This window comes from Pseudomonas sp., from assembly GCF_050739935.1.
Classification (GTDB): domain Bacteria; phylum Pseudomonadota; class Gammaproteobacteria; order Pseudomonadales; family Pseudomonadaceae; genus Aquipseudomonas.
This window is the reverse complement of sequence record NZ_JBOICF010000043.1, coordinates 84,509-108,843: the sequence shown is the minus strand read 5'-3', so window position 1 is coordinate 108,843 and position 24,335 is coordinate 84,509. Positions and strand designations below refer to the sequence as shown.

Genomic DNA, 24,335 nt, shown 5'->3' with positions numbered 1-24,335 from the left:
ACGCATTCCCCTGTGGGAGCGAATTCATTCGGGGAAGATGCATCAAGCGACGGAAAATGCATCGACCGACGGCCTCTCGCGAATGAATTCGCTCCCACAGCGTGACCACGTTTACCCATCGACCGCGCGGTCGCGGTCCCCAGACGCCTCAAACCGCGAGCAAGCGCTCGCGCAGCTTGGTGATTTCGTCGCGCATCTGCGCTGCCGCTTCGAACTCCAGGTCCCGTGCCAGTTGATACATCTTTTCTTCCAGCTGACGAATGCGCTTGGTGATCTCGCTCGGTGAGCGCAATTCGGCTTCGTACTTGGCATTCTCTTCGGCAGCCTTGGCCATGCCCTTGCGCTTCTTGCTGCGCGAGCCGGGCACGGTGGCGCCTTCCATGATGTCGGTGACGTCCTTGACCACACCTTTGGGGGTGATGCCGTTTTCCAGGTTGAAGGCAATCTGCTTGTCGCGACGGCGCTCGGTCTCGCCGATGGCCCGCTCCATGGAGCCGGTGATGTTATCGGCGTAGAGAATCGCCCGGCCATTGAGGTTTCGCGCGGCCCGGCCGATGGTCTGGATCAGCGAGCGCTCGGAACGCAGGAAGCCTTCCTTGTCGGCGTCGAGAATCGCGACCAGCGACACCTCCGGCATATCCAGCCCCTCGCGCAGCAGGTTGATCCCCACCAGCACGTCGAAGGTGCCCAGACGCAGGTCGCGGATGATCTCGACCCGCTCCACCGTATCGATGTCCGAGTGCAGATAGCGCACCCGCACGCCGTGGTCGGCGAGGTAATCGGTGAGGTCTTCGGACATGCGTTTGGTGAGGGTCGTCACCAGCACCCGTTCCTCCATGTCTACGCGCTTTTTGATCTCGGACAGCAAATCGTCGACCTGGGTCAGCGCCGGACGGATCTCGATCTGCGGGTCGACCAGACCGGTCGGCCGCACCACCTGTTCAACCACCCGCCCGGCATGCTCGCCTTCGTACGGGCCAGGGGTCGCCGAAACAAAGATGGTCTGTGGGCTGACGCCTTCCCATTCGTCGAAACGCATGGGCCGGTTGTCCAGCGCCGATGGCAGACGGAAGCCGTATTCGACCAGGGTTTCCTTGCGTGAGCGGTCGCCTTTGTACATCGCGCCGACCTGCGGCACGCTGACGTGGGATTCGTCGATCACCAGCAGAGCATCCGCCGGCAAGTAGTCATACAAGGTCGGCGGTGGCGCGCCGGATGGCCGACCTGACAGATAACGCGAGTAGTTTTCGATGCCGTTGCAATAGCCCAGTTCGAGGATCATCTCCAGATCGAAACGGGTGCGTTGCTCCAGACGCTGCGCTTCCACCAGCTTGTTGGCGCCACGCAGGTATTCCAGACGCTCCTGCAGTTCGACCTTGATCCCTTCCATGGCATCCAGAAGTGTCTCGCGGGGTGTCACGTAGTGGCTCTTCGGGTAGAAGGTGAAACGCGGCAGTTTGCGGATGACCTCGCCGGTCAACGGGTCGAATGCCGACAGGCTCTCGACTTCATCGTCGAACAATTCGATGCGAATCGCTTCCAGGTCCGATTCGGCCGGGAAGATGTCGATCACATCGCCGCGCACGCGGAAGGTCGCACGGGCGAAATCCATGTCGTTGCGGGTGTATTGCAGGTCGGCCAGACGACGCAGCAAGGCGCGCTGATCGAGTTTGTCGCCCCGGTCGACATGCAGGACCATGCGCAGATAGGTTTCCGGACTGCCCAGGCCGTAGATGCACGACACCGTGGTGACGATGATCGCGTCCTTGCGCTCCAGCAGTGCCTTGGTGGCGGAAAGACGCATCTGCTCGATGTGGTCGTTGATCGAGGCATCCTTCTCGATGAAGGTGTCCGACGACGGCACATAGGCTTCGGGCTGATAGTAGTCGTAGTAGGAAACGAAATATTCGACCGCGTTATTAGGGAAGAACGCCTTGAACTCGCCATACAACTGCGCGGCCAGGGTCTTGTTCGGCGCCAGCACCAGGGTCGGACGCTGCACCTGTTGAATGACGTTGGCGATGCTGAAAGTCTTGCCCGAACCGGTCACACCGAGCAGGGTCTGGTGGGACAAACCGGCGTCGATGCCTTCGACCAATTGACGTATCGCCTCCGGTTGATCACCGGCCGGCTCAAAACGGGTAACGAGCTGAAACTCGGACATAACGTACCTCTTTGTTGGCGACCCTGGTTGTTTTGCGACCTGGGTTCGCGCTCGCCCGGATTACTCGCGGGCCGAAGCGTGATGAGCGCGGACGACTGATCTCACCAGAGAAAAGGCGTACGAAGAAAAGAATGATGGGACTACAGATGGAGTCCGCATTGCCAGCTTTCAAGCCATCATCAGGACATTAGTCCTCGCGACATGACTAATGGTCGAAAATAATCGGAAAAACCCGGAAAAAACCGGCCCCGACCTGTCGCTCCGGTTGGCGATGGTCTCTATACTGACTCCCCGTTTGCGCACCGCTCTAGTGCATTCGGCCGGAGCGATGCGACCCATTCACTCCCCATTCAGAGCCGCCGTAAAAATGAGCCTGTTCTCCGCTGTCGAAATGGCACCACGCGATCCTATCCTGGGCCTCAACGAAGCATTCAACGCCGATACCCGTCCGACCAAGGTCAACCTGGGCGTAGGCGTCTACAGCAACGAAGAAGGGAAAATCCCGCTGCTGCGTGCCGTTGCCGAAGCAGAGGAAATTCGCGTCGCTCAACACGTCCCGCGTGGCTACTTGCCGATCGACGGCATCGCCGCTTATGACAAGGCCGTGCAGACCCTGCTGTTCGGCGCCGAGTCACCGCTGCTGGCCTCGGGCCGGGTGATGACGGTGCAGGCCGTTGGCGGCACCGGCGCCCTGAAAATCGGCGCGGACTTCCTCAAGCAACTGTCCCCGAATGCCGTGGTGGCAATCAGCGATCCGAGCTGGGAAAACCATCGCGCGCTGTTCGAAACCGCAGGTTTCTCGGTTCAGAACTATCGCTACTACGATGCGGCAACCCATGACGTGAATCGCGCGGGCATGCTCGAAGACTTGCAAAACCTGCCATCCGGTTCGATCGTCGTGCTGCACGCCTGCTGCCACAACCCGACCGGCGTCGACCTGACTCTCGAAGACTGGAAAAAGGTCCTCGAAGTGCTCAAGGCCAAAGGCCACGTACCGTTCCTCGACATGGCCTATCAGGGCTTTGGTGACGGCATCGACGAAGACGCCGCTGCCGTGCGCCTGTTCGCCGATTCGGGCCTGACCTTTTTCGCTTCCAGCTCGTTCTCCAAATCGTTCTCGCTGTACGGCGAACGTGTCGGCGCGCTGTCGATCATGACCGACTCGAAAGAAGAAACCACTCGCGTGCTGTCCCAGGTCAAGCGGGTGATCCGCACCAACTACTCCAACCCGCCGACGCACGGCGCGACCATCGTTGCCGCGGTGCTGAACAACCCTGAGTTGCGTCAGAAGTGGGAAGAGGAATTGGCCGAAATGCGCCTGCGCATTCGTGGCATGCGCGAAGAAATGACCAACCGTTTGGCAAATAACGCCGCCGGTCAGGACTTCAGCTTTGTCGCTCGCCAGCGCGGGATGTTTTCGTATTCGGGCCTGACCACGCCGCAGGTTCATCGCCTGCGTAGCGAGTTTGGTATCTATGCGCTGGATACTGGGCGCATTTGTGTGGCTGCTTTGAACAAGAGCAACATCGAGGCGGTGACCAAGGCAATTCTGGCGGTTATCTAAAGAGCAGCGGCGAGTTACAAGCTGCAAGAGGGGAAGCGGATTTGGGTCTGCTTCCCCTTTTTTGTTTATCAGGGCATTGGTGGCGCTGGTTTTTGGGTGTATTTCCGTTATTTCGGTTTGCAGCGTATCGGGGTTTTTATGATGTGATCGTTCCCACCCAGAACGTGGAACGATCAAGACATTCACCTACAAAGGCGAAGAGCGTTGGCTCCAGCGCACAGGCTGTTGCCCTTCATGCGTGATAGCCCGGACACGGCTATCACCCCCAATCACTGGGCCTTCTTGCGATAAGCCATCGAATCATCAATCCGCTTCAAGATATAAGCCCCCGCAGCTACTGGCGGATACAGGCTGCTGGCTGCGTCGATGCCCAGATCACAAGGGTCGACCACTGCGTCGTAGGTGGGGTCATAAAACGTGGCAATCGAATACCGCTCATGCCCCGACTTATTGATCACCCGATGCAACGTCGAACGAAAACGATCATTCGACCAACGCGCCAACAGATCACCCACATTGACCACCAAACTGCCCTCGATGGGCGTGGCGTCGATCCAACGGTTACTGCCTAACTCACGCACCTGCAACCCGCCACTGTCATCCTGATACAACAACGTGATACAGCCGTAATCGGTATGCGGCGCGACACCAAACTGATCGGCTTCGGCCAGTGGTGGGTGCGGCGGGTAGTACACCATCTGCGTACGCTGCAACCGCTTTCCGTATTTCGGTGCAAAAAAGCCCGGCTCGATGCCCAGCCCGACCGCCACCGCCTTGAGCAGGTCGGCCCCTGCCAGACCGACTTCCTGGTAATACGCATCCAGCGCCATGCGCAACTCAGGCATGAAATCCGGCCACTGATTCGGTCCGCGCAACGCCTCCCCGGCCAGCACGCAAGGATCATCCTCCGGCAGCTCCAGGCCCATGCTGAAAAACTCTTTGAAGTCTGGCTTGGTCGCCTCATACATCAGCGCCCCACCCAGCGCGTGCCAACCCCGATGGCGCTTGTTCACCGCGACCTGACGTTTCACATCAAACGGATAAGCGAAGAAGGTTTTCGCGGCAGCCATGGCCGTTTCAATCACCGATTGCGGCACACCGTGGTTGATGATGTAGAAGAAGCCGGTCTCGCTACAGGCCTTGCGAATCGCCTCGCCGGCCCGAAGGATGGCGGCCTCGTCGCCGTCGCGGACGCCGGCCATGTCGATCAACGGAAGGTTGGCGGTGGCAGTCATGCAGGCTCCTGGCGGTGATTGAGGCGGTAGGCTGTATAGACAGCAGAAGCATTTAACGTGCCGCGCATCAACGGCCGCCCGTTGGGAGCGCGCCTGCCCGCCATTGAGGTGGTTCAGATGCCACCTCTCCGTCTGACAAACCGCCATCGCCGGCAAGCGCGCTCTGGACGCTGAGCAAGCATGCGGTTTCGGCACGCCCCAGCAGTGGGCGCCCCGGCCTCATTCGGTGCAACCTTTGGTGACATCCATCGGCGGTTATTTCCAGCGGCCAGGCGCCAGCCCACAGAATGACCACCCTCGCTGAACTGGCCTGCATCTTGCCTCGGCTGTCTATACAGCCTGAGCAAGGATTTCCATACGTGCGACAAACCATCACTCAGCTACGCGAGGCCCTGGGCGACGCGCAGGTCCTGACCGGTGAGGCCATCAGTCAGCGCCACTACAGCGACTGGACTCGCCACGCACCGACGTGCCCCGCCGCGTTGATCCTGCCCAGGGACACGGCCGAAGTCGCCACCGCCCTGCGCATCTGCAATGCCGCTCGACAAGCGGTGGTGCCACAAGGTGGCATGACTGGGCTGGCGGGCGGCGCCGTACCGCGCTCGAGCGACATCGCGCTGTCGCTGGATCGCCTGCGCGGAATCGAGGAAATCGACGTCGCGGCGGCCACTGTCACGGTCAAGGCGGGCACCACCTTGCAGGAGATTCAGCAGGCGGTGGGCGACGCCGGTTATCTGTTCCCGCTGGATCTTGGCGCCCGCGGCTCGTGTCAGATCGGCGGCAATATCGCCACCAATGCCGGTGGCAATGCGGTGATTCGCTATGGCATGACCCGCGATCTGGTATTGGGTCTGGAGGTCGTCCTGGCCGACGGTCGTGTGTTGAACCTGATGAACAAGATGATCAAGAACAACTGCGGCTATGACCTGAAACAGTGCTTCATCGGCAGTGAAGGCACTCTTGGAGTGATTACCCGCGCGGTGCTGAAGATGGCGCCGCAACCGGGGCAGACCACCACCCTGCTCTGCGCCCTGCCGGACTACACCAGCGCCGTCGCCCTGCTGCGACGCCTGCAGCGAAGCGCCGGTACACCTCAGGCCTATGAGCTGATGTGGCAGGACTTCTTTCGCATGGGCGTGTCATGGCTGGAACATCCCGTCGCGCCGATGCCCGATCATCACCCGCTCTATGTGCTGCTTGAGTCCTCGGCGGCCAGCGAAGTCCTGGAGCAGACGCTGCGAGCCGCCATCGAGGCTGGCGAGGTGGTCGATGCGATTCTCGCCACTTCGCAGACCCAGGCTCGCAGCCTGTGGAAGATTCGCGAAGCCACGGGCGAATTCCCGGTGCGTCTGGCGCCGCTGAATTTCGACATCAGCCTGCCCATCGGCCAGATCGGCGACTTCGCCGCGCTCTGTCGGCAGCGTCTGGAACAGCGCTGGCCCGCTAACCACAGCGTGTATTTCGGCCACATCGGTGACAGCAACCTGCACCTGACCGTGGACTGCAACAGCCTGCCGCAGCCCGCGCCTATCCTGGAAATCGAAGAGCTGGTGTACAGCGCCGTCGGCGAATTGGGAGGCGCGGTGTCTGCCGAACATGGCATCGGCCTGCTCAAACGCGAGTTTCTGCATCACTCGGTGAGTGCTGAAGCACTGCAAACCATGGCCGAGCTCAAGCGCAGTTTCGACCCCAACGGCATTCTGAATCCGGGGAAAATCTTCGTCTAAGCGGCCCGCCAGTTGTATATACCGGTATGGCACGCTAACTGCACATTCACTTCATATGCGCTTCACATCGCTTCGCCGCTTCAAACGCTTTGCCATACGACGACACAACACCGCATCTAACCTGGGAGCATCCGCATGCCATTTCATTCCTGTTTCGGTAACAGCTGCTTCGGTAACAACGTGCTGGGTAAGACATTCAAGAGCCTGAGCCTCACCGCCGCCATGGCGCTGCTGCCTGTGGTTGCACACGCCGATCAGTTGGCCGACGTGAAGAAAGCCGGTGAACTGGTGGTCGGTACCGAAATGCAGTTCGCCCCGTTCGATTTCCTCGAAGCGGGGAAACAGCAAGGCTTGAACGCCGAGCTGTTCGCCGAACTGGGCAAGGAACTGGGGGTCAAGATCAAGTTCCTCGACCTGCCGTGGCCGAGCGTACTGCCGGGCCTGGAAGCGAAGAAGTTCGACGTGGTGGCCGGCCCGATCATCGTCACCAAGGCCCGCAAAGAGCGGTACCACTTCGTCTCGCCGATTGCCGAAGCCACGGTGGCATTGATCGCCGGTGCCAAGGACGACAGCATCAACAAGCCAGAAGACATCTCGGGCAAAACAGTCGGTGCCGGTAAAGGCTCGGCACAGCTGGAAGAGCTGAAAACCTTCGCCGCGACCCTGCCGGAGAAGGTCACCATTCGCGAATACGTCGACAACAACCAGGCCTACGCCGACCTTGCGGCCAAGCGCATTGTCGCGGTGGCCAACTCGCTGCCGAACATTTCCTACGTCGCCGCGCAGAAATCCAATCTGTACAAAGTGGTGCAACCGCCGTTCGGCAAGAAATCCTACTTCGCCTATCTGGGCCGCAAAGACGCTGATGCCGACAGCCTGATCGCCGCACTGGATGCCGCCGTGACCAAGATGCACGACGACGGCCGCCTGGCTGCCCTGCAGAAGAAATGGCTCGGCGCCGAGATGGATGTGCCCAAGGGTGATTTCGAACCGACCTGGTAAGACGCTTAACGCATCTGGCACGTGACGCGGGCGATCAGATTGCCCGCATCCCTGTGGGAGCGAATTCACTCGCGAGACGCGGGTACGGCCGATAGAAATGCGTCGGATGTACCAGCCCATCGCGAATGAACTCGCTCCCACAGGGGGGTTGGACCCAGCCTGGAAAACCGGGAGGTCCATTCCCACAGGGGATTTTCACCGTGCTTGAATACATGGTTCGAAATTGCGTCGATAAGCTGGAGTCACACCGTGTTCGATTGGCCCTTGCTGCAGCAAAACGCCCCGCTCCTGCTCGATGCCCTGTGGGTGACGTTGCAGGTTTCCATTGCCGCGCTGGCGATCGGTTTTGTCATCGGCATCATCGTCGGTAGCCTGCGCCTGTCGCCGCTTCCCCTGCTCCGCCGCCTGGGCGGTGCCTACATTTTCGTGTTTCGCGGCATCCCGCTGCTGGTGCAACTGCTGTTCATCTATTACTTCCTGCCACGCATCGGCCTGCCGAATGTCTCGCCCACGGTGGCGGCGATCATCGGTCTGTCATTGGCCGCGGGCGCCTACATCGCCGAGATCATGCGTGGCGGGTTTCTTGCGATTCCCGGCGGCCAACTGGAAGCGGCCGGTCTGCTGGGCTTGAGCGCCAGCCAGATGCTGCTGCGCATTCGCGTGCCGCAGGCCGTGCGCCTGACGCTGCCTGCGCTGGTCAACGAAATGATTCTGCTGATCAAGGCCTCATCGCTGGTCTCGGTGGTCGGTCTGGCAGACCTGACCCGCACTGCGCAGAACCTCGCCGCCAGTGATTACATGTTTGTGCAGGACTACCTGATGCTGGCGGGCTTCTACTGCCTGATCAATATCCCGCTGGCGTACTGCGGCAGCGCGCTTGAAAGGCGTTTGAAGGAGCAGACCGCGTGATCTTCGACCCGACAATCATCACCGACCATCTGGGCGATATCGGCTCGGGGTTTCTGGTCACCCTCGGCACCTGGAGCAGCGGCGTGGTGCTCGGCATCACCCTCGGGATGCTGATCGCCGTGGCGCAACTGTTCGGTAACACCTTGGTGCGCGCGCCGTTGCGGGTGTTCATCGAACTGATCCGCAGCACGCCGTTTCTGGTGCAGCTGTTTCTGGTGTATTACGGCGGCCCGGCGTTTGGCCTGAGCCTGGACCCGATCCCCGCTGGCATCCTCGGGCTGGGTGTCTACGGCAGCGTGTACTTCGCCGAGATCTTCCGCTCCGGTTTCCAGTCAGTCGCCCGAGGTCAGCTGGAAGCCGCCGACTGTCTGGGTATCACCCGCCTGCAATGCATCTGGCGCATTCAGCTGCCGCAGATGCTGGTGATCATCCTCCCGGCGCTGATCAACATGATTACCGTGCTGTGCAAGGAAACCGCCGTGCTGTCGATCATCACCATCCCGGAACTGACGATGGTGCTCACCGGCATTGGCTCGGAGACCTTCGCCTTCGTCGAGACCCTGCTGATGCTGTGCATCGGCTACCTGATTCTGGTGGAACTGTGCTCGCGGCTGGGCATGTTCCTGGAAAGCCGCGTCGGCCGCTTCATGAGCAGGCAACCGCGATGAACAGCATCCTGATTCCCAGCGGCACCGTGTCCGCCAACAGACGCGAGAAACAAGGTGAAAGCATGAAGACTTCGGCAACAGCGCCCGGCGAACAGCCCACCATTCTGACGCTGAGCAAGGTCGGCAAAAGCTTTGGTGCCCTGCGCGTGCTCAAGGGCATCGATTTTGCGGTGCAACGCTCGGAAGTGGTGTGCCTGATCGGCCCGTCCGGCTCCGGCAAGAGCACCCTGCTGCGCAGCATGGCGTTTCTTGAGGAATACGACGAGGGCGAGATTCATATCGAAGGCCAGTTGCTTGGCTGGCAAGACACCGACAAGGGCCGGCGACGCGCCCCGCAGTCGCAGATCAATCAAGTGCGCCGCAATATCGGCATGGTTTTCCAGCAGTTCAACCTGTGGCCGCACATGACTGCCATCGGCAACGTCTGCGAGGCCCTGCGTCGGGTGCGCAAGCTGTCGCCCGATGAAGCGAACAAACGCGGCATGGCGATGCTGGAAAAGGTCGGGCTCGCGCACAAGGCTGATGCCTGGCCGGCGCAGCTCTCGGGCGGTCAGCAACAGCGCGTGGCGATTGCCCGGGCGCTGGCGATGGAGCCGCACATCATGCTGTTCGACGAGCCCACCTCGGCCCTGGACCCGGAGTTGGTGGGCGAAGTGCTGCAGGTGATGAAGACCCTGGCCAAGGAAGGCATGACGATGGTCGTGGTCACCCATGAGATGGGTTTCGCCGCGCAAGTGGCCGATTCGGTGATCTTCCTCGATCAGGGTGAAGTGGTGGCGCGTGGCACCCCGCAGCAGATTTTCCATAACGCCTCACAGCCGCGCTTGCGGCAGTTTCTGCAGAATTACCTGGACCGCAACGCGTTTTGGCAAGACGGCAGAGAGGCCAGCCAGCTGTGAGCATTTCCCGCAATGCTCCGGCCGGGCGGCGAATTGGAAATCGCTACTGCCGGCAAGCCGTGCTGCTACAGCAGGGTTGCGCTTGGACAGACATGGCGCAGGACAGCTGATGGACAAGCCTGTCCCACAAGCCCTGTACCGGCAGGCGAAGGAGTTCGTGCAGAGCAAGCTTGTGTCCGGGGAATGGAAACCCGGCGATCTGATTCCTTCGGAAAATCGCCTGGTGCTGGAGCTGGGGATGTCGCGCATGACCGTCAACCGGGCGCTGCGGGAGTTGACCGAAGAAGGGCGGCTGCTGCGGATTTCCGGGGTTGGCACCTTCGTCGCTGAAAGCAAACCGCAGTCGAACCTGCTGCACATCACCAACATTGCCGACGAAATCCTCGCCCGCGGCCATCGCTATCGCTGTCAGGTGCTGAACCTGGCGCGCGAATCGGCGTCGATGACCATCGCCTCGGCGTTGTCATTGCCCACCGGGGCGTCGGTTTTTCATCTGCTTTGCGTGCATTACGAGGACGACGTCGCGGTGCAACTTGAAGATCGCTACGTCAATCCGCAGGCCGCACCGGAGTTTTTGCAGCAGCCGTTTGGCGACCAATTGCAGTCCGCGCGTTACTTGCTGCAGATCATCCAACCGGACGAAATGGAACATATCGTCGAAGCCAGCCATCCCTCCTCCGACGAGTTCAGGCACCTGCAGATCGACCCTGCCGAGCCTTGCCTGGTGCTGATGCGCCGTACCTGGAACAGCGGGCGGGTGGTGACGTACGTGCGTCTGGTGCATCCGTCTTCGCGCTATCGTCTTGGCAGCCGATTGCCGGTCACGGGCGCTTATCGCGACAGCTGAGCCGGATAGACAACCGGTCAGCAGATTCATCGAACGCCTGCGCCGCTGTGCCCTCGATATCTATAACCCCAGTCAATCGGGCATTCAGAAGAGGTGCATATGGCTACCCAAGACAACAACCAAACCACCGAGCGCAACGATCCTGCCATCGACCCGGACACCCCGGACAATCACATGGGCCAGGATAAGACGCCTGAACCGGCTGAGGGCGAGCAGACTCAGGGCGGATCGCAAACCCAGAGCAACGACGGTACGCAGACCCAGGAGAACAATGGCGATCAGTCCGGGAAAAACAGCTTCACGCCGAACTTCAAGCCTGAAGAACACGAATCGAACGACACCACGAGTGAACAGAAAGATACGGGCGAAACCGACTCCGATATCGATACTCAGGGCGGTTAGGCACAAGTGCGTCGTCTGCGGTGCAGAACGTGACCGCGATCATTTGTAGGAGCCGGCTTGCTGGCGAAGGCGTTCGGTCAGACACCTCAATGTCGAATGACGCCGCGTTCGCCAGCAAGCCGGCTCCTACAGGTACAGGTTCTGCTGCGTGAGGGCGCCGGCCCTAACGTTAAATTGCGTCGTACCTCCGGCATCCGCTCAAACTCAGGCGTCCGCCGGCAAGCCGCCCCCTCGATACCTGATCAGCGTTTAGCCCTTTTATTGGGCGCGCTCGCTCAAACTCGCCCATCTGCCCATTGCATAGCGTCCTGACAAACCGGCACCATCACGCTTTCTTCTGTGCTTGCAGTCTTGCCAGCAGTACCCCCCGGAGCGTTGTCGATAATGGTCCAGCCCGCTACTCAGGATTCCCCGCGCCTCGGCGAAAAGCTCACCCCCCGCGAATTTCGCGGCATGGCGGCGATTTTGATGTCCATCGCCCTGGCGACCCTCGACACCGCCATCGCCAATACCGCGTTGCCCGCCATCGCTGCCGACCTGAATGCCTCTCCCGCCGCTTCGGTATGGATCATCAACGCTTATCAATTGGCGGCGGTTGCCACGTTGTTACCCTTCGCGGCATTGGGCGGGGTTCTGGGGCAACGCAAGGTGTACCTCGGCGGCCTGATTCTGTTCGTGGTGTCATCGGCGCTGTGCACCTTTTCCTGGTCATTGCCGACTCTGACCGTCGCTCGGGTGCTGCAGGGTATCGGCGCCAGCGCCATCATGAGCGTCAACGCCGGGCTGATCAGCTCGATCTTTCCCGCGCACCGCCTTGGTCGCGGCCTGGGCATGAACGCACTGGTGGTCGGCACTGCATTTTCAATCGGTCCCACCGTTGCTTCGCTGGTGCTGTCGGTCGCCAACTGGCCGTGGCTGTTCGCGATCAACCTGCCGATTGGTGTGTTCGCGCTGGCGTTTGCCTGGAACTCCCTGCCCACCAGCAAACCCGGCACTTTGGTGTTCGACCGCACGACTGCGATCCTCAACGTGGTCACCTTCGGCGCACTGATCTTCGCCTTGAGTCAGGCCGCGCAACTGGGTTCGATGAGCAGCGTGCTGATCGCCCTGGCGATATTTCTGGTGGGCGGCGCGGCGATGCTCAAGCGTGAAGCCGGGCACCCTGCGCCGATGTTTCCGCTGGATCTGCTCAAGCGCCCGATGTTCGCGCTGTCGGCGCTGACCGCGTTCTGTTCGTTCGCGACGCAGGGTCTGGCGTTCGTTTCACTGCCGTTCTTTTTCGAGTCGACGCTGGGACGTGATCCGGTGCAGACCGGCTTTCTCATGACACCGTGGTCGGTGGTGGTGGCGATGATCGCGCCGTTTGCCGGGCGCCTGTCCGATCGTTATCCGCCAGGACTGTTGGGCGGGATCGGTCTGGCGATGCTGTGCCTGGGGATGATCTCGCTGGCGACCATGCCTGCCGATGCCAGTGTGATTTCCATTGGCGCGCGGATGATTCTATGCGGCTTGGGATTCGGTTTCTTCCAGGCTCCGAATCAGAAAGCGCTGATGACCAGCGCCCCGAAAGAACGCTCCAGCGGTGCCAGCGGCACTATCGCCACAGCGCGCCTGATCGGTCAGGCGACCGGGGCGGCGCTGGTTGCGTTGAGCTTCGGCATTTCCAGCAGCCACGGCCCGGTCCTGGCGCTAAGCATCGGCGCAGGGTTCGCGGCCGTGGGCAGCATCGCCAGCGGGTTGCGCCTGGTGACGAAGAATACGGCGAATGTTCGGGGGTAAGGCAGGTTCCTCAGATTGGTGATCCCCTGTGAACCCGTTTGGCCAACGACCAGATTGCGCCCTACATCCCGCCCCGACTGAATATCCTGATCACTTCATCCAGATGCCCCGCCATAGCCCGGCGCGCGGCCTCGGGATCGCGATTTTCCAGGGCTTGCAGGATCAGGATGTGCTCGTGCTCGGACCTGAACGGCATGTCGTCCGAGGTGTAATGCGCCTGCAGACGCTGGAACATACTGCCGTACTGATGCCCCAACAGGTGCTGGATCAGCAGCGCATACGCGGCATTGCCCGAAGCCTGGGCAATGCGGATGTGGAACAGGCGATCGCCTGGGTGCGTATGCGAGTGCGCGCGGTTGTCGCGGGCATTGCGGTCGAATGCGGCGCGAATGCCCTGGAGTTCTTCGTCGCTGGCGTTCTGCGCAGCCAATGCAGCGGTTTCCGGCTCAATCAGACGGCGCGCCTGCAACAACGCGAACGGCGGGATTTCCGCACTGAAATCCACCTCGATGCCCAACTCGGGATCGGGATCCTTCCACTGATTGCGGGTGGCCTGAGTCATCACCGGTTCATCTGACAGCAACTGCACCGGCGGCTCGCACACCAGCACGCCATTGCCGACGCGCACGTCCACCAGCCCGATCACTTCCAGCGCGATCATCGCCTCGCGCACCGACGCCCGACTGACCCCCAGCATTTTGGCCAGTTCACGTTCGGCTGGGAGCCGGCTGCCTGGAGGAAATTCACCGCTGTCGATCAACGCTCGCAACTGGTCGGCAATCTGTCTGTAAAGTCTTTGGTTATCAATAGCTTGGATAGGCATCAGCACTCAGCTCAGGATTTCAGCACGCGGATCAGCAAAAAAATGGCCTTGTTGAGGCCGAATACAAGTGCTACAAAAAGGACCAGTGGCCTGACCATTGGATCGCTGCACTGAGCGGATCATAGCAAACCTCGTCAGGGTTGAGCTTGATTACACACCTCACCAGCGCGCCTCCAATGGCCTGACCTTTAGACCTGAAACAGCATTGTTTCCAAGATCGTTTCCACAATAAGAACAAGGACTCAGCATGGATCTCACCGGTAAGCGAGTGCTCATCACCGCCGCCGCCCAAGGCATCGGTCAAGCCAGTGTCGAGGCTTACCTGAATGCCGGCGCGGAAGTCTTCGCTGTCGACATCAACGGCGCTGCGCTGGACAAGCTGCAGGGCGTGCACAAGCACGTGCTGGATGTGACCGACCACGCCGCCATCGAACGTCTGGCCGCTGAAATCGGCGCGCTGGATGTGCTGTTCAACTGCGCAGGCGTGGTCCACAGCGGCAACATCCTCGAATGCTCCGACAAGGATTGGAGCTTCGCCTTCGACCTCAACGTCACCGCCATGTACAAGATGATTCGCGCGTTTCTGCCGGCGATGCTGGCCAATGGCGGCGGCTCGATCATCAACATGTCTTCCGTTGCCTCCGCCATCAAGGGCGTGCCCAATCGTTTTGCCTACTGCGCCAGCAAGGCCGCGGTGATCGGCATCACCCGCTCGGTGGCCGCCGATTTCGTCGGGCAGAACATCCGCTGCAACTGCATTTGCCCAGGCACGGTGGAGTCGCCTTCGCTGCGTCAGCGTGTCGCCGAGCAGGCTGAACGCGAGCAGCGCGATGAGGCCCAAGTGTATGCGGCGTTCGAGGCCCGTCAGCCAATGGGCCGTCTGGGCACTCCGCAGGAGATTGCGCAACTGGCGTTATATCTTGGCTCACCGGCCAGCGGATTTACCACCGGGACGGCGCAGATCATCGATGGCGGCTGGAGTAACTGAGGCGCTTTCGTTCGCCTAAATTTTGGTGGCGATCAACTCGAATCGACGGCGCACGTGCAGGTAGCAACACGGCTTGCCGGCGGTGATGGATTGGTGATCGCTACCGCTGGCCAGCCGGACTGTTACAGGTCGGCGCCTGGAAAACACCACTCATTTCAAAGAGGACACCCCATGAAGTTGCTGCGTTACGGCGAACCCGGTAAAGAACTCCCTGCCCTGCTGGACACCGACGGTGGCATTCGCGATCTGTCGGAAATCATTGACGATGTATCCGGTCAGGCCCTGAGCCCCGAGAGCATTGCCCGATTGAAAGCGATCGACCCGAACAGCCTGCCGTTGATCGAGGGTAATCCGCGCATCGGTCCTTGCGTCGGCCAGGTCGGCAAGTTCATCTGCATCGGCCTGAACTACGCCGACCACGCCGCTGAAACCGGGGCGGATATTCCCAAGGAACCGATCATTTTCAATAAGTGGACCAGCGCCATCGTCGGTCCCAACGACAACGTGGAAATCCCGCGCAACTCGAAAAAAACCGACTGGGAAGTTGAGCTGGGCGTGGTCATCGGCAAGGGTGGCCGCTACATCGACGAAGCCAGCGCGCTGGAACACGTGGCGGGTTATTGCGTGATCAACGACGTGTCCGAGCGTGAATTCCAGATCGAGCGCGGCGGCACCTGGGACAAGGGCAAGGGCTGTGACACCTTCGGGCCAATGGGACCGTGGCTGGTGACCCGTGACGAAGTCGCCGATCCGCATCAGCTCGACCTGTGGCTGGAGGTGGATGGCAAGCGCTATCAGAACGGCAACACCCGTACGATGATTTTCCAGATCCCGAAACTGGTGAGCTACCTGAGCCAATTCATGAGCCTGCAACCGGGAGACGTGATCTCCACCGGCACCCCGCCGGGCGTGGGGCTGGGGATCAAACCGGAACCGGTGTTCCTGCGTGCTGGCCAGCGCATGCGTTTGGGCATCGAAGGGCTGGGCGAGCAGGAGCAACTCACTGTGGATGCCTGACCGGGAGTGCGCCGTCGTGCCGACTGGCGGCGCTGTACCTGTGGGAGTGAGCTTGCGGCTTATTACTTGTGGGAGTGAGGTTGCTCATGAAGGTGTAGTCAGGGCCGCTGAAGATGCAGCGGATGTACCGGCCCCTTCGTGAGCAAGCTCCCTCCCCCAGGATCCCGCAGGATCCGAGATTCACTGCCAAGCCCCCAAAACAACTCCAAAGGGACCTGCCATGACCACCATCACCGCCCTGCGCGTTGAAGATATTCGCTTCCCCACTTCGCAGTCACTCGACGGCTCCGATGCGATGAATCCGGACCCGGACTACTCGGCAGCCTACGTCATTCTGGAAACCGATCACCCTACCCTGCAAGGCCACGGTCTGACCTTCACCATCGGCCGCGGCAACGAGATCTGCTGCGCGGCGATCAATGCGCTGGCCGGGGTCATGGTCGGTTTGAAACTGGAATGGATCGCCGAAGACATGGGCCGTTTCTGGCGTCACGTCACCAGCGACAGCCAGTTGCGCTGGATCGGCCCGGACAAGGGCGCGATTCATCTGGCCACCGGTGCGGTGGTCAACGCGGCGTGGGACCTGTGGGCCAAGTCCGAAGGCAAACCGGTATGGCAACTGGTGGCCGACATGAGTCCCGAGCAACTGGTGCGCTGCATCGATTTTCGCTATATCACCGACTGCATCACCCCCGACGAAGCGCTGGCCCTGCTGCGCGACCGGGCCGAGGGCAAGGCCGAGCGCATGCAATCGCTGCAAGCGGAAGGCTACCCGTGCTACACCACATCCGCCGGCTGGCTGGGCTACCCGGACGACAAGCTGCGCCGGCTGTGTCAGGAAGCGGTGGACGGCGGTTTCTCCCACATCAAACTCAAAGTCGGTCGCGACCTTGAGGACGACATTCGTCGTGTGCGCATTGCGCGCGAGGTGCTCGGGCCGGATCGCCATTTGATGATCGATGCCAATCAGGTCTGGGAAGTCGACGCCGCCATCGATTGGGTGCGCGAGCTGTCCTTCGCCAAGCCGTGGTTCATCGAAGAGCCCACCAGCCCGGACGATGTCGAGGGCCATCGCAAGATTCGTCTCGGGGTCTTGCCAGTCAAGGTCGCCACCGGGGAGATGTGCCAGAACCGCATCGTCTTCAAGCAGCTGATCATGCGCGAAGCCATCGATGTGGTGCAGATCGACGCCTGCCGGCTGGGCGGGGTCAACGAAGTCTTGGCAGTGATGCTGATGGCCGCCAAATACCACTTGCCGGTATGTCCGCACGCAGGTGGGGTCGGGCTTTGCGAATACGTCCAGCACTTGTCGATGATCGATTACCTGTGCATCGCCGGGACTCACGAGGGGCGTGTGGTTGAGTTCGTCGATCACCTGCATGAGCACTTCGAAGACCCGTGCGTGATTCGCGACGCGGCGTACATGCCGCCGACTGCACCGGGGTTTTCGATTCAGATGAAAGAGGCTTCGAGGCAGCGGTATGCGTATCGCGGGTAATCGCCGCGTCTCCACATGAAATGAAGAAGCCCTGTAGGAGCTGCAGGAGGTTACGACGGTGGCGAATGCGATCTGCCTGACACACCGCTTTCGCCACCGTCGTAACCTCCGACAGCTCCTACAGGGATCAGGTACACCCGAATCACCGAGGACGGAGTACAACAACAATGTCGTCCCATGACACACCGCCTCCAGCGCCGCTATTGCGCGTGGATGCCCATCAACATTTCTGGCGTTACCGTGCGCAGGATTATCCGTGGATCGATGATCGCCAGGGCGTCCTGCGGCGCGACTTTCTGCCGGACGATCTGAAGCCGCTGCTCGATCAACACGGCATTGATGGCTGCATCGCCGTGCAGGCGCGGCATGGTCTGGAAGAGACCGATGCCCTGCTCGCCCTGGCCGCACAGCACCCCTGGGTCGTCGGCGTGGTGGGCTGGGTCGATCTGCGTGCGCCCGATCTTGAGCAGCAACTGGCACGCTGGTCCGACGCCGAAAAACTGGTGGGTTTTCGTCACCAGGTTCAGGACGAACCCTCGCCTTCGTTGTTCATGCAGGACCCGGCGTTTAACCGTGGCGTGGACCTGTTACAGCAGCGCGGGCGGGTTTACGAAGTGCTGATCAAGGACGCTGATCTGCAGGCCGCGGCGCAGTTCTGCCAACGCCACGACGTGCATCATCTGGTCCTCGATCACCTCGGCAAACCGGACTTGTCTCAGGAGGATCCGGTCGCCTGGGCCGATCGCATCGCGCCCTTGGCCGCCCTGCCCCACGTCAGCTGCAAATTGTCGGGGCTGATCACCGAAGCCGACTGGCAGCGATGGCGCCCTGTGGAGTTGCTGCCGTATTTCTACCTCGCACTGGAACTGTTCGGCCCACAACGCCTGATGTTCGGCTCTGACTGGCCGGTATGCCAACTCGCTGGCAGTTACCGCGACGTGCATCAATTGTTCGAGTCCGCCATCCATGAACTGTCCGCCGACGAGCAGGCAGCGATCCGTGGCGGGACTGCCATTCGCCTTTATGGCCTGCAAGGAGACTGCCCATGAATCTGCATCTGCAAGACAAAGTCATCATCGTCACCGGAGGCGGCTCCGGCATCGGCGCGGCGATCTCCTTGGGCCTGGCCGAAGAAGGCGCGATCCCGGTGATCTTCGCCAATCAACCGCTGCCCACCGAACTCGCCGCGGAGCTGGACAAGCGCCAACCGCAAAGTCTGTTCGTGCAGGTCGAACTGCGTGACGAAGCCGGATGCGCGGCGGCGGTGGGCAAGGTGCTCGAACGCTTTGGCCATATAGACGGGCTGGTCAATAACGCAGGTATCAATGACAACGTCGGTCTGGAAGCCGGGCGCGGCGCCTTCATCGAGTCGCTGGAGAAGAATCTCATCCATTACTACTTGATGACTCACCTGTGCGTCGACGCGTTGAAAGCCAGCAAGGGCGCGATCGTCAACATCGCTTCGAAAACCGCGCTGACCGGGCAAGGCGGCACCAGTGGCTACACCGCCTCCAAGGGCGCGCAACTGTCGCTGACTCGCGAATGGGCGGCGTCCCTGCTGGACGATGGCGTGCGGGTCAACGCGGTGATCCCGGCCGAAGTGATGACCCCACTGTACGAGCGCTGGATTTCGAGCTTCGAGAACCCGGAGGCGAAGCTGGCGAAGATCGTCGAGAAAATCCCTCTCGGCCAGCGCATGACTACCCCGAATGAAATCGCCGACAGTGTGTTGTTCCTGCTCTCGGCACGCGCCTCCCACACCACCGGGCAATGGTTGGTAGTGGACGGCGGCTACACCCACCTCGACCGGGCGCTGACATGAGCGCGCAGCGGTTTTGCCTGGCGTTGGACCTGGCCGAGGACGAGAGTTCGATTGCCGAGTACCAGCGTCTGCACCAGCGGATCTGGCCCGATATCGCCGCGCATCTGCGCAGTCAGGGCCTGCTGGACATGCAGATCTGGCGATTGGGCACGCGGCTGTTCATGGTCATGGAAACCGCGCCGGGTTTCAGCGCCGATGCGATGGACAAGGCCTCGGCGGCGAATCCCAGGGTGCAGGAATGGGAAGCGCTGATGTGGCGTTTTCAGCGACCGACGCCATGGACCGAGCCGGGCAACAAGTGGCAGCCGATGGAGCGGATTTTCAGTTTGGTGGAGCAGCCGTCTTGATCGGCGCCCTGAATGGAATCGCCATTCCCCCGTAGCAGCACCGCGTGCCGACGGTAGCGAACGCACTGATGCGACCGCCGGCATGCCGAACTGCAACAGGGATACGTATTCGCAGCACTGAAACGCCGCAAACAAAAACAAAAGGAGAGCGTCATGTTGACCAAAGACACGAAAGTCCACACCCAGGCGTACAGCCCCGCCGTTCCTTCGGTGCGTCTGGCGCTGATGCTGGTGACCAGTCTGTTTTTTCTCTGGGGCCTGTCCTACGGACTGCTCGATGTGCTGAACAAGCACTTCCAGGAAACCCTCAACGTCAGCAAGGCCCAGTCCGGTCTGCTGCAGGCGGCGTATTTCGGGGCGTATTTCATCATTGCTCTGCCCGCCGGTTTGCTCATGGATCGCTTCGGCTACAAGGCCGGGATTCTGCTGGGGCTGTGCCTGTATGCAGCCGGTGCGCTGCTGTTCATGCCTGCTGCGAGCGCGGCCAGCTTTCCGTTTTTCCTGTTCGCGCTGTTCGTCATCGCGCTGGGGCTGGGCTGTCTTGAGACCGCGGCCAATCCCTACGCCACGGTGCTGGGTGATCCCCAAGGCGCGGAACGTCGCCTGAATCTGGCGCAATCATTCAATGGCCTGGGCCAGTTCGTCGGCCCGTTGCTGGGCGGCGCGCTGTTCTTCGGCGGCAATGCCAGCGCCACCGACAACAGCTCGTTGCAGACTACGTACGTGGTCATTGCCGTGATCGTGCTGTTGGTGGCTGCGCTGTTCGCCCGCACACCGATGCCGGACCTGCGTGAGCAGGAGTCCAAAATCCAGCACCGCGACAGCAAGACGCTATGGCAGCATCGCGAGTTCGTCGGCGGCGTCGTCGCCCAGTTTTTCTACGTGGCGGCGCAGGTGGGAGTCGGCGCGTTCTTCATCAATTACGTCACCGAACACTGGGCGAGCATGACCAGCCAGACGGCGGCGTACCTGCTGTCGGTGGGGATGATCTGCTTCATGGGAGGGCGCTTCTTCAGCACCTGGCTGATGGGCCGGATTCCCGCGCAACGGCTGTTGACGGTCTACGCCTGGATCAACGTCGCGCTTTGTGCGGTGGTGGTCAGCGGGGTGGAGAACGTGTCGGTGGTGGCGCTGATCGCGATCTTTTTCTTCATGTCGATCATGTTCCCGACCATCTTTGCCATGGGCGTGAAAAACCTCGGACCTCACACCAAACGCGGCAGCTCATTCCTGATCATGGCCATCGTCGGCGGCGCGTTGATGCCGTATTTCATGGGATTGGTGGCGGATCACTTTTCGACGGCATTGGCGTATCTGCTGCCGCTGGGATGTTTTGTAGTGGTGGGATGGTATGCGCGCAGTCAGCGGTCCTGACGCCGAATTGTAGGAGGCGGCTTGCTGGCGAATGGTCAATCAACACACATCGGTGTCGACAGACCTGACGCTTTCGCCAGCAAGCCGGCTCCTACAGGGGGTTACCCGCAATGCCTATTTCACGGCTTGGCAATATCCGTACGACTCACCGCTGGCGATTCCTTGGGCAAGGTCGCGCGTAACTGCGCCACTTGTCCGGCATTCACCGCGGGTGCCTGATTGCCCCAGCTGCTGCGGATGAAGGTCAGCAGTTGCGCCACTTCCTCATCCGACATCCGCCAGGCAAAACCGGGCATGCCCAGTTCCGATGGCGCGGTGGCGGTGGGCGGTAATTTACTGCCGGCCAGAACCAGACGAATCATCGATACCGGGTCTTCCGAGAGCACGGACGAGTTGCCCGCGATCTTCGGGAACACTCGCTCGTAACCCTGTCCGTTGGTGCGGTGACAGGCGGCGCAGTTGTCGACGTACAACTCCGCGCCGCGACTGCCTTCCTGCCCCGCCGCCAAAGCCTTGGCCGTGCCCGGATCGGCCTTGAAGCTTGAGACCTGACGCTCACTGGCCGGCAGGCTTTTCAGGTACGCCGCCACCGCGTGCAGATCGGCGTCGTTGAGATGCTGCGTGCTGTGCACCACCACATCACCCATCGCCCCGCCCAGTACCGCATGGGTGGCGCTTCGCGCGCTGCGCAGGGTCGCGACGATATCCTCGTTGCTCCAGCTCCCCAGGCCGTCAGCCGGGTTGCCGCGCAGGTTCACCGCCAGCCAGCCATCAATCACCGGACCGCCAGACAAGAACTCTGGCCCCGACTCATCCAGCGCCTTCTCCTGCAACGTCAGCGCACGCGGGGTGTGGCAACTGCCACAGTGTCCCAGGCCCTGCACCAGGTACGCACCGCGGGCAATCTGCGGATCGTTGTAACGTCCGGCATCGAACGCCACCGCTTGCGGCGCGGGTGCGAACACCTTGCGCCAGATCGCCAGAGGCCAGCGCATCGACAACGGCCACGGCACATCATTGGCGCGGTTTTCGGCCTGGACCGGAGCGACGCCGTGCATGAAGTACGCATACAGGGCGCGTATGTCATCGTCGCTGGTTCGAGCATAGGCCGGGTATGGCATCGCCGGGTACAGGCTGTTGCCGTTGGCGGCGATACCGTGGCGCACCGCCCGGTCAAAGTCATCCAGCGAGTAGTTGCCAATGCCGGATGCCTTGTCGGGCGTGATGTTGCTGCTGTACAGCGTACCGATCGGCGATGCGATCGGCAGGCCACCGGCGAACGGTTTTCCATCCTTGGCGGTATGACAGGCCGTGCAGTCACCGGCGTCGGCCAGATACCGTCCTTTTTCGATCAATGCCGCCTGATCGGTACCCGCAGTGGTGTCCAGCGCAGGGGTCGAGGTCGGCCAAAAGGCAAATACCAGCAATGCGACAAACACCACCACCGCGAGGGTAATCAGGCTCAGGAGAAACTTTTTCATGGTCGTCACTCCTTATGCCTGAACCAGCGGGCCGGGGTTTTTCAGGTACTGCTCGCGAATGGCCTTGGCAGACCAGTACGCCAGCGCACCCACCATCCCGGTCGGGTTATAGCCGTTGTTCTGCGGAAACGCGTTGGCGCCGATGGCGAACACGTTGTGAACGTCCCAGGATTGCAGGTAGCGGTTCAGTGCCGAGGTTTTCGGATCGCTGCCCATGATCGCGCCGCCACAGGTATGGGTGCTCTGGTACTTGGTGATGTTGTAGTGCTCGCCTGGCTTCTTGGCGTCACCGGCCATCGCGGTCGGGTTGAGGACCTTGGACATCTCCAGTGCCTTGCCCACCAGATATTGCGAGGCCTTGACCTCGTTGTCATGCCAGTCGAAGTTCATGCGCAGCAGCGGTCTGCCAAAGCCGTCCTTGTAGGTCGGATCGAGGCTCAGGTAATGCTGCTTGTACGACATGCAGGCGCCCTGAACTTCGAAATAGAACGAATGGCGAAACGCATCGCTGGCCGCCTGTTTCCAGGCCGTGCCCCAGTTTGGCGTACCCGGCGGCACATTGATCCCGCGCACCGGACCCGCGCCCGGCTGACGCGCCCAGATGATGCCGCCGCCGACGAAACCGGCCTTGGCATTGTCCAGTTGGTTGCCGTTGAGGTTGTCCATGGTCGTGCCCGCGCCACCGATCCCGATGAACTGGTTGGCCTGCACTTCCTTGCCGAAGAACAACACCACGCGGTTGAGGTTCTGGTAGGAGTAGTTGCGACCGATGGTGCCCTCGCCGGTTTGCGGATCGTATGGTTTGCCGATGCCCGACAGCAGCATCAGGTGCACGTTGTACAGCGAGAACGCGCACAGCAGGACCAGGTCGGCCTGTTGCTCGACCTCACGACCCTGAGCATCCAGATAGGTCACGCCCGTGGCCTTCTTGCCGTCGCTGTCCAGATTGACCTTGAGCACCTGCGCGTGGGTGCGCAGTTCGAAATTCTTGCGCTGACGCAGTACCGGCAGAATGCTGATGTTGGGGCTGGCCTTGGAGTAGTTCAGGCAGCCGTAATCACTGCAGAAACCGCAGGCATTGCATGGCCCCATCTGGCAACCGTACGGGTTGACGTAAGGCGCGGAGGCGTTGGAAGCCGGGATCGGATATGGGTCCCAGCCCATCTCCCGAGCGCCTTTGTAGAACATTTCAGCGCCCAGATAATTCGGGTTCGGTCCCAACGGAAACTCCCGCGAACGCGACCCTTCGAACGGGTTGCCGCCGGCCTGCTTGACCCCGTTGATGATTCCCGCCTTGCCCGAAGTGCCGCAGACATGTTCGAAATGGTCGAAATGCGGTTCGAGGTCTTCGTAGCTGACCGGGAAATCCTGGATGCTCATGTCGGACGGAATGAAACTAGCGCCATAGCGCTGCTCGACATTGCTGCGCAGCTTGAAGTCTTCCGGCAGCGCGCGGAAGTGACAGCCGGACCAGTGACTACCCGCGCCGCCGACACCGGTGCCGGGCTTGAAGGAGCCCATCTGCCGATACGGCACAGCGGTGGACGTGAGGTTATGCCGTACGGTGACCGTTTCCTGCGCCAGGCTTTGCAGGTAGCGGCGGTGCACCGAACCTTCCAGCTCATCGACCACCTTGGGATAGGCGAAATCCGGCTGGGTATCGCGATCCGCGCCGCGCTCCAGTACTACAACGTGCAGACCTGCATCGGTCAGTTCCTTGGCCAGAATCGCACCGGTCCAGCCCATGCCGACAATCACGGCGTCCACTTTTTCTTTTGCGTTCGCCATG

At 61.1% G+C, this 24,335-nt stretch carries 21 protein-coding genes; 16 read left to right on the top strand and 5 right to left on the bottom strand.

All coding sequences use genetic code 11. The features are described from left to right. Nucleotides 1-148: 148 nt before the first annotated feature. Complete coding sequence (uvrB, locus tag ACRER8_RS07760) at nt 149-2,164, bottom strand: excinuclease ABC subunit UvrB (RefSeq protein ID WP_431745751.1); 2,016 nt, start codon at nt 2,162-2,164, stop codon at nt 149-151. A gap of 367 nt (nt 2,165-2,531) precedes the next feature. On the opposite strand from uvrB, the gene ACRER8_RS07755 reads away from it, so the two are divergent. After that, a complete protein-coding gene (locus ACRER8_RS07755; protein WP_431745750.1) occupies nt 2,532-3,728 on the top strand; it encodes an amino acid aminotransferase in 1,197 nt (398 codons plus the stop codon). A 269-nt stretch (nt 3,729-3,997) separates the two neighbouring features. On the opposite strand, the gene ACRER8_RS07750 is transcribed toward ACRER8_RS07755, so the two are convergent. Further along, nucleotides 3,998-4,963 carry an isopenicillin N synthase family dioxygenase gene (locus ACRER8_RS07750; protein ID WP_431745749.1) on the bottom strand — a complete coding sequence of 322 codons (966 nt, stop codon included), beginning with the start codon at nt 4,961-4,963 and terminating at the stop codon, nt 3,998-4,000. Between the two features lie 359 nt (nt 4,964-5,322). On the opposite strand from ACRER8_RS07750, the gene ACRER8_RS07745 reads away from it, so the two are divergent. The 8 genes from ACRER8_RS07745 (at nt 5,323) to ACRER8_RS07710 (ending at nt 13,196) form a co-directional block, all read left to right on the top strand. Beyond that, nucleotides 5,323-6,690, top strand: coding sequence for an FAD-binding oxidoreductase (locus ACRER8_RS07745; RefSeq protein ID WP_431745748.1), 1,368 nt, complete (start codon nt 5,323-5,325; stop codon nt 6,688-6,690). A 135-nt stretch (nt 6,691-6,825) separates the two neighbouring features. Further along, entirely contained in the window at nt 6,826-7,692 is an 867-nt protein-coding gene (locus tag ACRER8_RS07740) for a transporter substrate-binding domain-containing protein (RefSeq protein ID WP_431745747.1), read from the top strand. A gap of 249 nt (nt 7,693-7,941) precedes the next feature. Continuing rightward, nucleotides 7,942-8,601 carry an amino acid ABC transporter permease gene (locus ACRER8_RS07735; protein WP_431745746.1) on the top strand — a complete coding sequence of 220 codons (660 nt, stop codon included), beginning with the start codon at nt 7,942-7,944 and terminating at the stop codon, nt 8,599-8,601. After that, the gene (locus tag ACRER8_RS07730; RefSeq protein WP_431745745.1) at nt 8,598-9,269 is read left to right on the top strand and encodes an amino acid ABC transporter permease; all 672 of its coding nucleotides are present in this window, start codon (nt 8,598-8,600) and stop codon (nt 9,267-9,269) included. The genes ACRER8_RS07735 and ACRER8_RS07730 overlap by 4 nt, the downstream gene beginning before the upstream one ends. 62 nt (nt 9,270-9,331) lie before the next feature. After that, on the top strand, nt 9,332-10,168 hold the full coding sequence (locus ACRER8_RS07725; protein ID WP_431745768.1) for an amino acid ABC transporter ATP-binding protein: 837 nt from the start codon (nt 9,332-9,334) through the stop codon (nt 10,166-10,168). A 109-nt stretch (nt 10,169-10,277) separates the two neighbouring features. Then, nucleotides 10,278-11,015, top strand: a complete 738-nt coding sequence (gene hutC, locus ACRER8_RS07720) for a histidine utilization repressor (RefSeq protein ID WP_431745744.1) — start codon at nt 10,278-10,280, stop codon at nt 11,013-11,015. A 99-nt stretch (nt 11,016-11,114) separates the two neighbouring features. Beyond that, a complete protein-coding gene (locus tag ACRER8_RS07715; protein ID WP_431745743.1) occupies nt 11,115-11,417 on the top strand; it encodes a hypothetical protein in 303 nt (100 codons plus the stop codon). Nucleotides 11,418-11,870: 453 nt separating this feature from the next. After that, nucleotides 11,871-13,196, top strand: a complete 1,326-nt coding sequence (locus ACRER8_RS07710; RefSeq protein ID WP_431745767.1) for an MFS transporter — start codon at nt 11,871-11,873, stop codon at nt 13,194-13,196. A gap of 61 nt (nt 13,197-13,257) precedes the next feature. On the opposite strand, the gene ACRER8_RS07705 is transcribed toward ACRER8_RS07710, so the two are convergent. Continuing rightward, nucleotides 13,258-14,019, bottom strand: a complete 762-nt coding sequence (locus tag ACRER8_RS07705) for a FadR/GntR family transcriptional regulator (RefSeq protein ID WP_431745742.1) — start codon at nt 14,017-14,019, stop codon at nt 13,258-13,260. Nucleotides 14,020-14,266: 247 nt separating this feature from the next. On the opposite strand from ACRER8_RS07705, the gene ACRER8_RS07700 reads away from it, so the two are divergent. The 7 genes from ACRER8_RS07700 (at nt 14,267) to ACRER8_RS07670 (ending at nt 21,065) form a co-directional block, all read left to right on the top strand. Continuing rightward, nucleotides 14,267-15,007, top strand: coding sequence for an SDR family oxidoreductase (locus tag ACRER8_RS07700; RefSeq protein ID WP_431745741.1), 741 nt, complete (start codon nt 14,267-14,269; stop codon nt 15,005-15,007). Between the two features lie 171 nt (nt 15,008-15,178). Continuing rightward, nucleotides 15,179-16,024: an ureidoglycolate lyase gene (locus ACRER8_RS07695; RefSeq protein ID WP_431745740.1), complete on the top strand. Its 846-nt coding sequence runs from the start codon at nt 15,179-15,181 to the stop codon at nt 16,022-16,024. Nucleotides 16,025-16,244: 220 nt separating this feature from the next. Beyond that, entirely contained in the window at nt 16,245-17,522 is a 1,278-nt protein-coding gene (locus ACRER8_RS07690; RefSeq protein WP_431745739.1) for an L-fuconate dehydratase, read from the top strand. 167 nt (nt 17,523-17,689) lie between these two features. Then, nucleotides 17,690-18,571, top strand: a complete 882-nt coding sequence (locus tag ACRER8_RS07685) for an amidohydrolase family protein (RefSeq protein ID WP_431745738.1) — start codon at nt 17,690-17,692, stop codon at nt 18,569-18,571. After that, entirely contained in the window at nt 18,568-19,344 is a 777-nt protein-coding gene (locus tag ACRER8_RS07680; RefSeq protein WP_431745737.1) for an SDR family oxidoreductase, read from the top strand. The genes ACRER8_RS07685 and ACRER8_RS07680 overlap by 4 nt, the downstream gene beginning before the upstream one ends. Next, nucleotides 19,341-19,691, top strand: coding sequence for an L-rhamnose mutarotase (locus ACRER8_RS07675; RefSeq protein WP_431745736.1), 351 nt, complete (start codon nt 19,341-19,343; stop codon nt 19,689-19,691). The genes ACRER8_RS07680 and ACRER8_RS07675 overlap by 4 nt, the downstream gene beginning before the upstream one ends. 153 nt (nt 19,692-19,844) lie before the next feature. Beyond that, nucleotides 19,845-21,065, top strand: a complete 1,221-nt coding sequence (locus tag ACRER8_RS07670) for a sugar MFS transporter (RefSeq protein ID WP_431745735.1) — start codon at nt 19,845-19,847, stop codon at nt 21,063-21,065. Between the two features lie 119 nt (nt 21,066-21,184). Here ACRER8_RS07670 and ACRER8_RS07665 read toward each other — a convergent pair whose 3' ends face one another. Both ACRER8_RS07665 and ACRER8_RS07660 read right to left on the bottom strand, forming a co-directional pair. Continuing rightward, nucleotides 21,185-22,546 (bottom strand): cytochrome c, encoded by a 1,362-nt coding sequence (locus ACRER8_RS07665; protein ID WP_431745734.1) that lies wholly within the window; start codon nt 22,544-22,546, stop codon nt 21,185-21,187. 12 nt (nt 22,547-22,558) lie between these two features. Continuing rightward, nucleotides 22,559-24,334, bottom strand: a complete 1,776-nt coding sequence (locus ACRER8_RS07660) for a GMC family oxidoreductase (protein ID WP_431745733.1) — start codon at nt 24,332-24,334, stop codon at nt 22,559-22,561. Nucleotide 24,335 lies beyond the last annotated feature (1 nt).